At 39.3% G+C, this 11,999-nt stretch carries 12 protein-coding genes; 5 read left to right on the top strand and 7 right to left on the bottom strand.

All coding sequences use genetic code 11. The features are described from left to right. Positions 1 to 32: 32 nt before the first annotated feature. Positions 33 to 884, bottom strand: coding sequence for a LiaG family protein (liaG, locus tag ATG70_RS17820; RefSeq protein ID WP_098445582.1), 852 nt, complete (start codon positions 882 to 884; stop codon positions 33 to 35). 121 nt (positions 885 to 1,005) lie between these two features. Between liaG and ATG70_RS17815 the strand changes: the two genes are divergently transcribed. Further along, positions 1,006 to 1,236: an excisionase family DNA-binding protein gene (locus ATG70_RS17815; RefSeq protein WP_098445581.1), complete on the top strand. Its 231-nt coding sequence runs from the start codon at positions 1,006 to 1,008 to the stop codon at positions 1,234 to 1,236. 37 nt (positions 1,237 to 1,273) lie between these two features. On the opposite strand, the gene ATG70_RS17810 is transcribed toward ATG70_RS17815, so the two are convergent. The 4 genes from ATG70_RS17810 to ATG70_RS17795 form a co-directional block, all read right to left on the bottom strand. Further along, positions 1,274 to 1,642 carry a VOC family protein gene (locus tag ATG70_RS17810; RefSeq protein WP_098445580.1) on the bottom strand — a complete coding sequence of 123 codons (369 nt, stop codon included), beginning with the start codon at positions 1,640 to 1,642 and terminating at the stop codon, positions 1,274 to 1,276. A 269-nt stretch (positions 1,643 to 1,911) separates the two neighbouring features. After that, positions 1,912 to 2,853, bottom strand: coding sequence for an IS3 family transposase (locus ATG70_RS17805; RefSeq protein ID WP_142329577.1), 942 nt, complete (start codon positions 2,851 to 2,853; stop codon positions 1,912 to 1,914). Beyond that, complete coding sequence (locus ATG70_RS17800) at positions 2,739 to 3,302, bottom strand: helix-turn-helix domain-containing protein (RefSeq protein WP_098443716.1); 564 nt, start codon at positions 3,300 to 3,302, stop codon at positions 2,739 to 2,741. The genes ATG70_RS17805 and ATG70_RS17800 overlap by 115 nt, the downstream gene beginning before the upstream one ends. A gap of 76 nt (positions 3,303 to 3,378) precedes the next feature. After that, complete coding sequence (locus tag ATG70_RS17795; protein WP_098445579.1) at positions 3,379 to 4,827, bottom strand: phospholipase D family protein; 1,449 nt, start codon at positions 4,825 to 4,827, stop codon at positions 3,379 to 3,381. A gap of 164 nt (positions 4,828 to 4,991) precedes the next feature. Between ATG70_RS17795 and ATG70_RS17790 the strand changes: the two genes are divergently transcribed. From ATG70_RS17790 to ATG70_RS17780, 3 genes are all read left to right on the top strand, one after another. Continuing rightward, a complete protein-coding gene (locus tag ATG70_RS17790; protein ID WP_098445578.1) occupies positions 4,992 to 6,503 on the top strand; it encodes an RQC-minor-2 family DNA-binding protein in 1,512 nt (503 codons plus the stop codon). A 118-nt stretch (positions 6,504 to 6,621) separates the two neighbouring features. Continuing rightward, positions 6,622 to 7,416: an ABC transporter ATP-binding protein gene (locus tag ATG70_RS17785; RefSeq protein WP_098445577.1), complete on the top strand. Its 795-nt coding sequence runs from the start codon at positions 6,622 to 6,624 to the stop codon at positions 7,414 to 7,416. Then, positions 7,413 to 9,035, top strand: a complete 1,623-nt coding sequence (locus ATG70_RS17780) for a hypothetical protein (protein ID WP_098445576.1) — start codon at positions 7,413 to 7,415, stop codon at positions 9,033 to 9,035. The genes ATG70_RS17785 and ATG70_RS17780 overlap by 4 nt, the downstream gene beginning before the upstream one ends. A gap of 94 nt (positions 9,036 to 9,129) precedes the next feature. On the opposite strand, the gene ATG70_RS17775 is transcribed toward ATG70_RS17780, so the two are convergent. Together ATG70_RS17775 and ATG70_RS22865 are read right to left on the bottom strand one after the other, a co-directional pair. Continuing rightward, on the bottom strand, positions 9,130 to 10,458 hold the full coding sequence (locus ATG70_RS17775; RefSeq protein ID WP_098445575.1) for an MFS transporter: 1,329 nt from the start codon (positions 10,456 to 10,458) through the stop codon (positions 9,130 to 9,132). A gap of 77 nt (positions 10,459 to 10,535) precedes the next feature. Then, on the bottom strand, positions 10,536 to 10,664 hold the full coding sequence (locus tag ATG70_RS22865) for a hypothetical protein (RefSeq protein ID WP_257147751.1): 129 nt from the start codon (positions 10,662 to 10,664) through the stop codon (positions 10,536 to 10,538). A 138-nt stretch (positions 10,665 to 10,802) separates the two neighbouring features. Here ATG70_RS22865 and ATG70_RS17765 point away from each other — a divergent pair, with 138 nt between their 5' ends. Further along, positions 10,803 to 11,999, top strand: a complete 1,197-nt coding sequence (locus ATG70_RS17765) for a class I SAM-dependent rRNA methyltransferase (RefSeq protein WP_098445573.1) — start codon at positions 10,803 to 10,805, stop codon at positions 11,997 to 11,999.

The following is an 11,999-nucleotide window of genomic DNA, read 5'->3' as shown; positions in this document are numbered from 1 at the left end:
AAGAGATTTCGTTAGTAAAATATCCTTTCGATTTAATACACGCGAGCGTTTCCGCTTGAAAGAGAAACATTTACCTGGTGTTCTCCACTACCATGGACACCAGAAATTTGATTGTTAGTTATCGTTTGGTCTTTTAACGTGAAAGTTGTAGAGATATCACCACTGCTTGCTTCTGTATCGAGTGTGAAATTAGCATCATCGGGAAGGTCTAATTCTACATCGCCTGAACTTAAATCAAACGATACATCTCCAGATAACTGGTCCATTTGAACCTTCATTTCACCGGATGACATTTCTCCTTTTAGTGGTCCAGAATATTTCGTTAGGATCACGTCACCAGAACTAATATCAAAGCTTCCTTTTTCGGTTGAGAGCTGATCAATGATCAGTCGTCCTGATGATCCATCATGTTTAAAGCTTTTCGTTTGCAAGTTAGAAAGTTCAACATCTCCAGAGCTCATCTCAATATCGACCTCATTTAAAACGAGAGAACTAGCTCCTTTTAATTCAACATTTCCTGAACCCACTTCAAGCTTAAGGTTTTGATTAAAGTCTGCGGGTAAGTAGACAGTAACATCTGATTCTCCATTAAAGTTGAAAAATTGATACCATTTCTGCTTCACTTCTACTTCAATCTTATCCCCTCGGTTACGTAAAGATAACTCTCCATTCCCATTCAATGCTGCTTTTACATCATTTCGAGCTTCAGGGACGATTTTCATATCACTACTGTGTGTGATTATGTTAATTTCCTCCGTTCGCTCCGTCACTTTTATGCTATTCTCATCGCTTCCTCCTGCAAAAAGTGAGGTGTTTTCATATAGAATTAATAGTACTGCTCCAACAGCTAGCAAACCAACAATGACATAAAATCCACTTCTCATGTCGTTCCCTCCCGTATATTCTCTATGGTAATCTTATAGTAGTTGAGATCATTAAAGTAGAAACTAGAGCAGTAAATGAACTAAGACTTAAGACGTAAATAATGGCATTGGAGGCCACGGTATGTACCTCACAATTAAAGAGACTGCAGAATATTTATCTCTACCTGAATCTTATATTGAAACGCTCATTCGTGAAAACCGCGTTCGTACCATTTTTGATGGTGAGCAGCATTTGTTATATAAAGAGCAGTTTAACACTCACTTTGAACAGCTTGAAAAAATGAAGCTAAGATTAGAAGAGGAAGCGAATGAGCCAATTCCAGAAGATCCTGATGTAAAAGATGAAGATTAATGACAGTAAAGAAAGGATGCCAGTTGGCATCCTTTCTTTACTTCGTAGAAATTTCACTCATAATGGCATGCGTATTTTGCTCACTATCCTCGAAAAAAGCCATCCAGGTTTCGGTATAATCCATTTTCGCAACCAAATGAGGCTTACTATTAAATAGCACGCCATCTTTTTTTAATCGCTCATAGCTTTTTTCAATGTTTTTTACTTCAAAATAAACAATAGAGCTAGCGTGAGCAAATTTTTCTTTATCCGGGAGGCTAAGAAGAAGACGCAGTCCGTTACAATCAAAAAAGGCCATTTGATCAGTTTCAAATAATAACTGTAGCTCCAGAATTTCCTTGTAAAACTGGACAGCTCGTTCCATTTTTTTCACGGGAATCGCAATCTGGCTCACTTGTTTGATCATAAAAGGGATTTTCCTCCTAGTTTTAAGCTTAGTTGCTATTTCTACTTCATAAGATGAAATCCCTTTAATTTTTTTCGTTTATGTCATAGGAAAACGGGAATAGTCCTAAGTAACAGAGGAGGGTATCTTTTTATGAGAAACCTGATTAAAAAAGCGATGAAATACGGTCCGATTATTTATCCGATTGTGAAAAAAATGCGAAATAAACGAAGAACACGGTAAAGAAAAACCCCGGTCGCGGTAGTGACCCCTAAAAGTTAGAGTTTTTATTATGCAGCTGTTTGGCTGGTTTGAGTTCGATATTGTATCGGGCTTAAACCAGCCAATTTTGCTTTTACGCGTTCATGGTTATAATAGTCCACGTATACCTCAAGTTTTCTTTTCAGTTCTTCATAAGAGACAAGCTCTTCTCCATAATACATTTCTTGTTTGAGAATCCCGAAGAAGTTCTCCATGGCCGCATTATCGGCACAGGTTGCTTTTCTGGACATACTCTGGAAGATTCGATTCTTCTTTAATGTCTTCACCCACGTGTTGTGCTGATAATGCCAGCCTTGATCTGAGTGGATGGTGGTCCGATATTTGGCTTCCGTTCGAATGGTTTCTAACGCTTCAGTCAAAGGCTTTAAAACAAGATTGAGTGCGGGTCGGTTGGAAATCCCAAAAGAAACAATTTCTCCATTAAATAAGTCCATCATCGGGCTCAAATAAAGCTTTTCATTTCCTCTACATTTAAATTCAGTCACATCTGTGACAATTTTTTGGAGACGGACGGACGTATTGAATCTGCGTTTCAATCGGTTTTGAGCCACTTTTCCAACCGTACCTTTGTACGATTTATACCGGGATTTCCGAGTGAATTTTTCACACTTCAATCCCAACTCACTCATCATTCGTTGCACTTTTTTGTGGTTGATGACATATCCCTGGTTTCGAAGCGCTAAGTAAATGCGGCGATATCCGTATTTTCCCTCGTGCTTATGGAAGAGTTCCTTGATCACTTCTTTCCACTCTTTATTTGGATCTTCGTTCTTTAATTGCGTTACCTGGTAATGATAGGTGGCCTCGGGAATGGCTACTCTCCGCAAAGCGTCCTTTAATTTGAATCCTTCTTTTTTGAGTTCGAATACCAGCGCTGCTTGTGCTTTTCGAGATAGGCATTCGGGTTCTCCTGAAAAGCTTTTAACTTTTTTAGATAGGAAATCTCTAATCGCAGAAGCTCATTTTCGCGTTCTAGTTGTTCTTCACGCGTTAACTCTTTTTCTGATTTCGATGATTGTTGTTTGTGATTTTTTGGCATAGGTGGCCGTCCTTTCGCTTTTTCTTGGAGGCCTCCGATTCCTTCCTTCCGTAATGTACTAGACCAATTCGCAATTAACGAAGGATTGTTCATTTTAAAGGCAATCGCAGTCTCCCGATAAGAAGCGCCTGTCTGTTTCATAAAGTTTAATACATTTAACTTAAATTGGACAGGGAAGACTTGTCTTGAACGCTTTCTCTTCAATCCCTCTTCTCCAAAGGTTTGATAAGCACGAACCCAACCAATGATGGGAGATTTATGAGGCATTCCATACTTTTTGGCTAATAAAGTGTATCCCAGAGATCCTTGGAGATACTCCATTACCACTTCTAATTTAAATTTTTCACTATACTTTGCCATACAAAAACACCCCGAAAGTTAGTTTTTAACTCTAACTTTCGGGGTGCACCACCCGCCCGGGGTTTTTTAGTTAGGTTTAATAGGTTGTTACCTGGAATAATTTCTGTAAAATGTACATGACATACTTATAAGATGATAAGGAATTTTGATATTTTTCGTAATCGACTGTATACGTACCATCTTCATTCGTCCACATTCTTTCAAAATAGCGATCAACGTCTTCCATCACTTTCTGATCGTTTGATGCTTTTATATGGATATTTGTTTCCATGTTATAATCATCCATGTTTCGAGAGGTATAGTTTCCTGATCCACCGACGATCGTGCTTTCTTCTTTTCCTTTTACATAGAGGAGTTTTGTATGAAACTGTTCTTTGTTCGTATCATACCAGCGGATAGAGAGGTGCTTATTTCCCTGTTTCGTCAGTTCTGCAGTAATAGGTAGATTAGGTAAGCCTATTTTTTGTTGTCCGAAGGCATTTTGGTTAGGATCGAGTATCAGTCTTACGTCAACTGCTCGTTCCGTCGCATCAACGATAGCATCAATAATATCTCGATCAGCAAGGTAGAACATGCCGATATAAATAAGATCATCTTCCTTAGCATCATCAATCGCGGTTACAACGCTATCTTGAATTTTACTTTCGGTTACGATTTGCGCTTTTACTTCTTCTGTCGCTTTTGCATTAGAGATTGGTTTGTCTGGAAACTTTGACACATCCCCTCCTGAGTACGCGGCAACAGCCTTCTCTGATTTGATGAGCTCATTTAAAATTGTACCTTTCACCTTGAAAGCGATATTCGAATGAAAACCACTCGCATCATGTGGATTGGCAGACATGATCATTCCTGCATCTTCTGTGATAACCGTTTTTCTATGATTAGCTTTTACATTTAAGAGTTCCAGGTAGGACCGTGCCGTCACTTTCGGTGCAGAAGGAGCCATTGGATTTGGAAGCCATCCTTTTCCATCTTGTCCGAACCAGGAAAACGCCATTCTCCATACCCCTGAATAAAACAAACTAGGGTCGCGAAGTCGTTCTAAATCTGTAAAAATCACTTCCGCCCCCATGTCTTCAATTTTCTTGATTTGTTTTGCTTCATGAGAACCGTACGTTGTATTCACTTCATCACTTATTAGAATCACATTTAGGTCAGGTTTCTTTTCCATCGTTTCAACAACAGCTTTTGACAATTCCTCGCTAATTTTCGGATAATCACGTTTTCCATCTGTATATCCATTAAATAAGAAGAGGTCTAAAATGAGAAATTCATCCGCTTCTTTAATCGTTTTGTTGACTTCGTCAAAGATACTATGGTCATACACTTCTTCATTATCTTTATCGTACGTTAAATCATACAGGAATTCGATTTCATCACTGCTTAATTCATGAACCTTACTTGCATAAGAAACTCCTTCTGGTAAAGGCTTAAAACGATGATATGTAATAACGGAGATATAAATGAGAATAACAATACTAAATAAAATCCAACGCTTTCTTCTGTACCATGACCGTTTCTTCATAGGACTTGCTCCCTAACTTCGATTTTCTTTTTATATACCCTATGTCGTACAAAAATATCCCAATTTTGAATGTGTTTTTTGCATGTCGAATGGTTGTTTGAAATGTGAGCTTAGGCTTATACTGATGGATAACCAACTGGAAGGTAGAAAGAAGGTTTTGCATAATGTCTGTGGAACAACATACGTACCATTTTGACGCTTATCCAATGTTTGCTTTTGTGCCAATGGGAAAGAAGAACAAACGAATTCGATCAGTTGGACAAAAAGTACAAAAAGGATTGCTTCATCGCCTTCATGATCATGTGAAACGAAAAATGGATGCTTTTACTAGGGAAGAACGCATGAAATTGCAGGCATTTCTTGAACAAGATACCGAGGCTGTATTACCGATTCCTTTAAATAAAGAAGATGAATTATACCCACATTTGATTAAACCTGAGCAATTAATCTGGCAATCTTTTTCGCCGATGCACGGTATACCAATTCATAGCTCTTCCACCTATCGTGAATCGTACATAAATCTTTCAACGGAAGAACTTGATCAACATCTCGATCAGGTGCTTCGCGATTATTTATTTTGTGCTGATGTCGCAAAACAGACTCGACATGATTTGGAACAACAAATTGTCGATGGTTTTCAACGCCATCCTTTTATTCAACTAGCAAAAGAAAAGGAAGAAGTTGTTCAAGCAGTAGAAAAAATCAATCATTCTCCGTTAATTTCTTTGTTAAACTCTCCTGAAGATCTTTCTTTTTGGCGACACCGTGTAGAGATTGTCATGCGACCGTATCGGGAAATTCCTGATGCGTGGTTATGGAGGGGTGAAAGCATTTGCTCACATGAAAAACAAATGATTTTTCACGCTGCGAGCTCGGAGATTGAATATTGTTGTGATTCGTGTAGATTTTCGGTTTATTATAACGTATCGGAAGAGCGGGTGCGTCTAAAAGAAGAGATCAATATGGAACGTGCGCAGAAACGTATTGCGACAATTGAACGTCAATTTAATGAAATGGTAGAAAAAACACCTCGCTTAGTTGAAAAGATTGATGAGGTAGCAAAAGCACTCTCGTCGTTTGAACCAGTTGTAGACCTTTATAACGATGTGCTGGACCTCAAAAGTAGATTAGAAATAGACGAGGCGCCGGATACAGTGACTTTTTATGAGCAGTTAAGAAAGGTAAGTCTCCCTGAAGAGAGAGAAGGTTCTCCGCTACTATGGCTTTCAAAAATCTCTACAGATACCATTGAACCTTTTAAACCGAGAGTGATTTTGCCTATTGTGAATGAAACGGAGTTTACGCGTGTACGTGCTTATTTAGACAACCTAATCTCGCTAAGTACGCACAGTCCAAGAAATGAGGAGCAGTATGTAACGATAAAGGGAAATGTGCTCACTTTCGGGGAATTAAAAGGTGTACTTCAGTTCATTTCGATGCATGAGAATCAGCCGCTACATGTGATGTCGAAAGTATTAATTGGACAAACAACAAATGCCCTGCGAATACAAAGGTTGCATGAGGATGAAAACTATGGTTTGTTGAACGACTGGGAAGAAAAACACGTTGTGAAAGCAATCAAATTGATTGAGAAGGATGGCATGCTCGAAAAGCTTTCAAAAGGCTATGCGCTGACAGAGAAGGCAAATTCGTTATTAGGTAGAGAGAGCCAATAAGAAGAGGTTAGACGATGTATGATGCATCGTCTTTTCTTTGAAGCTCCTAATTTAGAGTGAAACCTTTTTTTGTAAGTTTCGTAGAAAGATGTAGAAGCTTACACACGGAGGGGATTTCATGGACCACGGACCGGGCAAGATACTTTCTTTAAAAGGATTAACAAAATGGTATGGTGAGAAACTTGTTCTCGATGATATTGATCTTGACGTATATGAGGGGCAGATCATTGGTTACATAGGTCCGAATGGAGCAGGAAAAAGCACGACGGTTAAAATCATGCTTGGACTAGAAGCGTCTTATTCGGGAGAAGTAGAAATTTTTGGCCAGAACATTAAGGAAAGTGGGGTAGCATACAAGAAAAGAATAGGGTACGTACCAGAAGCTGCGGACCTTTATGATAATTTAACTGCGAGAGAATATTTAACGTTTACAGGAGAGCTTTATGGCTTAACCGCGGATTCGGCCGATTACAAAGCGCGATTACTTATGGGTGTGTTTAACCTTGAAGATGTTTATGATTCGCGCATTTCTTCTTACTCAAAAGGAATGAAACAGAAGGTTTTATTGATTTCGAGCTTACTGCATGATCCTGATATTCTGTTCCTAGATGAACCGATTAATGGGCTAGATGCGAACAGTGTCATGGTGTTTAAGGAAATTCTTGCACAACTTTCATCACAGGGGAAAACGATTTTTTATTCTTCTCACATTATGGAGGTTGTTCAAAAAATCAGCAGTCGCATCCTTCTATTAAACGATGGCAAAATCGTAGCGGATGGAAGCTTTGAACAGCTTCGTCAGAAAAACAAAGAAGGGTCTTTAGAGGAAATTTTCAATCAGCTGACAGGATTTAATGAGCACCAAAATCTTGCAGAGAATTTTGTACAGATCGTTCAGCGTGATCATAGATGAAGAATTTTACTACGTTAAAAATACTAGATTTGTTTCGAGTGGTATTTGAGCGATTTGAAATTGATTATCCGACAATGAGGCGTATTCTTCAGGTAAAGCTGACGATGGATGGTAGGCGACCTACCACGATTATGAGTCAAAATAGGGGCGGGGAGAAAAAGCAGGATTCAAACCAGTTTCTGAAATCGCTCTGGTTTTATGCTTTCATTGGATTAACGTTAATCCCCATTTTGTTTATTGGCGACAATTTTATGTTTAAGATGAGTTTGATTTTTGGAGTGTTAATGTTTTTAATTATGACGGCAATGATTTCCGATTTCTCATCTGTACTGTTGGACGTTCGTGATCAGACGGTAATAGGGACAAGGCCAGTTGATCACAGGACCATCAGTGCTGCACGTGGGATTCATGTGACCGTCTATTTGTTCTTTTTAACAGCAGCGATTGTGAGTGTTCCTCTTGTCGTTGGCATTGTTCAGTTTGGCGTTATCTTTGCATTACTATTTAGTGTAACGGTCTTGTTTAGCGACTTGTTCATTGTGGCCATCACAGCGTTACTCTATTATGTGATTCTAAAATTTTTTGGTGGAGAACGTTTGCGAGACGTCATTAACTATGTGCAAATAGGGCTTTCCTTTACAATTGTCATAGGTTACCAAGTACTTGCACGTGCCTTTGAGTTTCAAGGATTACAGTCTAGCTTTGAAGCAGCATGGTGGAACGTGTTATTGCCGCCGGTCTGGTTTGGAGCGCCATTTGCCGTTATTTTAAATGGTGCTAGCGGAGCTTATTACTATGTTTTTATGGCTTTAGCACTTCTAGTCCCTTTAATCGCCTTATGGATTTACCTTTCGTTATTACCTACATTTGAAAAAAATCTACTGAAATTAATGGATCAGGCAGGACCGTCGAAAAAGAAAACGACGAAAGGTATGAACCGTCTAGCTTCTCTTCTAACAACAAGTAAAGAAGAGCATGCTTTTTATCATTTTGCAGAAAGAATGTTGAAGAATGAGCGTGATTTAAAGCTTAAAATCTATCCTTCGTTAGGCTTTGCCATCATCTTTCCTTTTGTTTTCCTTTACAATGGATACTCTGCTGGTGGATCTTTAGATAGTATCACTTCTGGGCGAATGTATTTAACCATTTATGCAAGCATGATGATGATTCCAGGGATTGTGATTATGCTTCAGTATTCCAGCAAGAGCAAAGGCTCGTGGATTTATCACGTTACACCCCTGCAAAGTGACGCAGTGATCATTAAAGGTACGTTAAAAGCCTTCCTAATCCGTCTCTTTGCTCCGGTATTTGTTGTCATTAGTATGTTGTATGGTTTTTTATTTGGAATCCGGATCATACCAGATTTGGTTATCGTACTCTTAATCGCTTTGATTTACAGCGTCATTTGCTTTCGAATGTTGAAAGGAAAGCTTCCTTTCTCACAGCCTTTCGAGTCTGCTGGGCAGAGTGATGGCTGGAAGACGATTCCTTTTGCGCTTTTAATTCCTGTATTTGGAGGCCTACATTTTGTAGTAACAAATGTTCCATTTGGTATATGGATTTATCTCGTGCTTCTGCTGTTTATTGTTCCGGTTACATGGCAGAGGGGCTTGAGGTGACAGGCACTCGCGCTTTTTGTCGAATGAAAACCCACCCTAGTGTTTTAGGGTGGGTTTTCATGTGGGTCATATTGTGTTCTGTTTAAATACCAATTTACGATTTCGCTTTTCTTGCATAAACAATCATAATGACTGCTGATAGAGCCATTAAGACGAACAAGAAGGCATACGTGAGCTGAAAGGATTGTGTGCTGTAGGTTAATCCGTTTAGCTCTAATAGTATTCCTCCGGCTACAGATCCCGACGCGCTGCCGACGAATTGAATGAGTTGCTTCATGCCAATGCCAGTCGCGATTTCTTCGGAAGGAAGAATGCGTGATACTTCATTTGTCGTACTTGAAGAAAGACTAGAGAAACCGAAACTTGTGAACATATAGCCAATCATAATCATGTACTCATTAAGTGGAGAAAGGAAATAGAAAAGCACGGTTGAAATGAGAAGCAGTCCGTGAGCAAGGTAAATAACTTTCATGTTCCCATAGCGATCGAGCAGTCTGCCAACATAGATGGCAGCAACAGCAGAAAGCATAGCTCCAGGGAAGATAATATACCCAACAACAGATGGACCCTTCTCGTAAACGTTCTGAAGCATGAGCGGCATTAGCAATAAGATAGCAAAGTGTGTCGTGAAGCCAAGGTAGCTCATATACAGAAGCTTTCGATATCCTTTGTTTTTGAAAAGAGATGGCTGAATAAAAGGAGCCTTTGTTCGAGTGATTCGAAGCCAAAGCAGTCCACCTACAATGATACCAATCGCCAAAAATAACCAGTTAAATGTTGAAATATAGAGCAAGAAGCTTGTGACGGTGGCTCCAGTTAAGATTCCACCTACAATATCAAAGGTTCCTTTTCGGACTTCTTCTTCAGGAAGACGACGAAAGAGAATCGGAATAAGCAAAACGACAAATAACGTTACGGTAAATAAGTAATTCCAATTAAGATACTCCGTCACAACTCCGCCTACAACCGGGCCAAGACCGAAACCAAGTGATGAGGCAGAGGCAATCATCGCCATTGCTCTTCCACGTCTTGCAAATGGAATAAACCGTCCTGCGAATACCATCGATAATCCTGGAATGGCTGCTGCACCTGTCGCTTGTAAAAGGCGTGCAGCAAGAAGAAGAGGGAATGTTGTAGCAAAGAAACCAAGAACAGATCCTATTCCAAATATGACGATCCCTGCAATTAACAGCCGTCTGATCGGAAGGTAATCCGATAAGCGTGTGTACGTAATCGTAAAAATCGCGAGGATGATCGAGTAACCTGATACGATCCAGGCGCCATCAGCAGGTGAGAGATTAAACTCAGTTAATACGTTAGGTAGTGCTACATTAAACATAGTTGTATTCATGACTACAAGCCAGACAGCCACACTTAAAAGAAGAATGGTTTTGAAATAGCTTGAAGTTGTTTTTTCGTTCATTTAAACCCTCCTGATGCGTTAGTAAAGCACCAGCTTATTGTAAACGATAAAGACGCGATTCGTCTCATTTCAAGGTTTCAATGAAGCTCATTGTTTTTCTTCATCATTTTTTTAGCTAACTGTTCTTTGACTTGATTATAGCTGAGGCCGGAATTTGCGTTAAGGCGTTTTACCTCCTCGACATCTGTTCCTGATTTTGTTTTCACGATGGTTCACCACCTTTCACTCTTAGTTTTTGAACGGATGTATTGATTTATCCACCTGAGAATACTCACTTATGGAGGAGAAAGAATACGTGATATAATGCAAGCAGATTAAAAAACATGAAAAGTTAGGATGACACGATGAGGAACGAACGAAGCGTGCAGGTGCAAGCAAAGCATCAGAAAAAATTCGAAAAAGGCTATCCCCTTATTTTTAAAGAAGCGATCGTGAATGCAGACACCCTAAAAGAAGAAGGGGTCATTCTTAGGCTAGAAGATGAGAAGGGCCAATTTCTTGCAAAAGGCTATTATGGACGACAAAACAAAGGTTTTGGCTGGGTTCTATCGCAAAACGAAAACGAAAAAATCGATCTGGATTTTTTTGTTAGAAAAATTCAAACAGCGCTTCAACACCGCGAATCCTTTTTTAACGATCCGACGACCACTGCTTTTCGCATTGTGAATGGCGAAGGAGATGGTCTTGGAGGTTTAACGATTGATTATTTTGATGGATACTACCTCATTAACTGGTATAGTGAGGGTGTCTATTCATTTAAGCACGCTGTCATTGGAGCGTTGAAGCAGCTTGTAGATTATAAAGGCATTTATGAGAAAAAGCGGTTTGATGCTAAAGGGCAGTATGTGGAAGATGATGATTTTGTCGCAGGTGAACGCGGGGAGTTTCCACTAATTGTAAAAGAAAACGGTGTGAACTTTGCCGTGTATCTAAATGAAGGAGCAATGGTAGGCGTTTTTCTTGATCAGCGTCCGGTTCGTATATTAATTCGAGATAAATATGCGAAAGGAAAAACGGTACTAAATACGTTCTCTTATACGGGCGCTTTCTCCGTTTTTGCTGTTGAAGGTGGAGCCGTTCATACGACAAGCGTTGACCTTGCCAATCGAAGCTTAAATAAAACAATCGAGCAATTCAGCGTGAATGGAATTGATTATGAAGAACAGAACATCCTTGTCATGGATGTCTTTAAGTACTTTAAATATGCTGTAAAAAAGAATTTATCGTTTGATATGGTGATTGTTGATCCTCCAAGCTTTGCGCGTTCTAAGAAACATACGTTTAGCGCAGCAAAAGACTATAAAGATCTTTTAAAAGATGCGATTTCCATTACAGAAGATAATGGGATAATCGTCGCTTCAACGAACTATAGCGGTTACGATATGAAAAAATTTAAAGGATTCGTTGATCAAGCCTTTAAAGAAACGAATGGACGTTATCAGCTTCTAGAAGAATTTACCCTTCCCGAAGATTTTCGAACGATTAAAGAGTTTAGAGAAGGAAATTATCTAAAAGTCGTTTTCATTAAAAAAGTAAAGTAG

The organism is Bacillus sp. es.036, from assembly GCF_002563635.1.
Classification (GTDB): domain Bacteria; phylum Bacillota; class Bacilli; order Bacillales; family Guptibacillaceae; genus Guptibacillus.
This window is presented reverse-complemented; position numbering and strand designations above follow the sequence as displayed.

Bases quoted from the DNA above. Each gene is read 5' to 3' on its own strand.
- liaG (WP_098445582.1), bottom strand. From the start codon at position 884: ATGAGAAGTGGATTTTATGTCATTGTTGGTTTGCTAGCTGTTGGAGCA.
- ATG70_RS17795 (WP_098445579.1), bottom strand. From the start codon at position 4,827: ATGAAGAAACGGTCATGGTACAGAAGAAAGCGTTGGATTTTATTTAGT.
- ATG70_RS17780 (WP_098445576.1), top strand. From the start codon at position 7,413: ATGAAGAATTTTACTACGTTAAAAATACTAGATTTGTTTCGAGTGGTA.
- ATG70_RS17810 (WP_098445580.1), bottom strand. From the start codon at position 1,642: ATGATCAAACAAGTGAGCCAGATTGCGATTCCCGTGAAAAAAATGGAA.
- ATG70_RS17765 (WP_098445573.1), top strand. From the start codon at position 10,803: ATGAGGAACGAACGAAGCGTGCAGGTGCAAGCAAAGCATCAGAAAAAA.
- ATG70_RS17775 (WP_098445575.1), bottom strand. From the start codon at position 10,458: ATGAACGAAAAAACAACTTCAAGCTATTTCAAAACCATTCTTCTTTTA.
- ATG70_RS17800 (WP_098443716.1), bottom strand. From the start codon at position 3,302: ATGGCAAAGTATAGTGAAAAATTTAAATTAGAAGTGGTAATGGAGTAT.
- ATG70_RS17785 (WP_098445577.1), top strand. From the start codon at position 6,622: ATGGACCACGGACCGGGCAAGATACTTTCTTTAAAAGGATTAACAAAA.
- ATG70_RS17790 (WP_098445578.1), top strand. From the start codon at position 4,992: ATGTCTGTGGAACAACATACGTACCATTTTGACGCTTATCCAATGTTT.
- ATG70_RS17815 (WP_098445581.1), top strand. From the start codon at position 1,006: ATGTACCTCACAATTAAAGAGACTGCAGAATATTTATCTCTACCTGAA.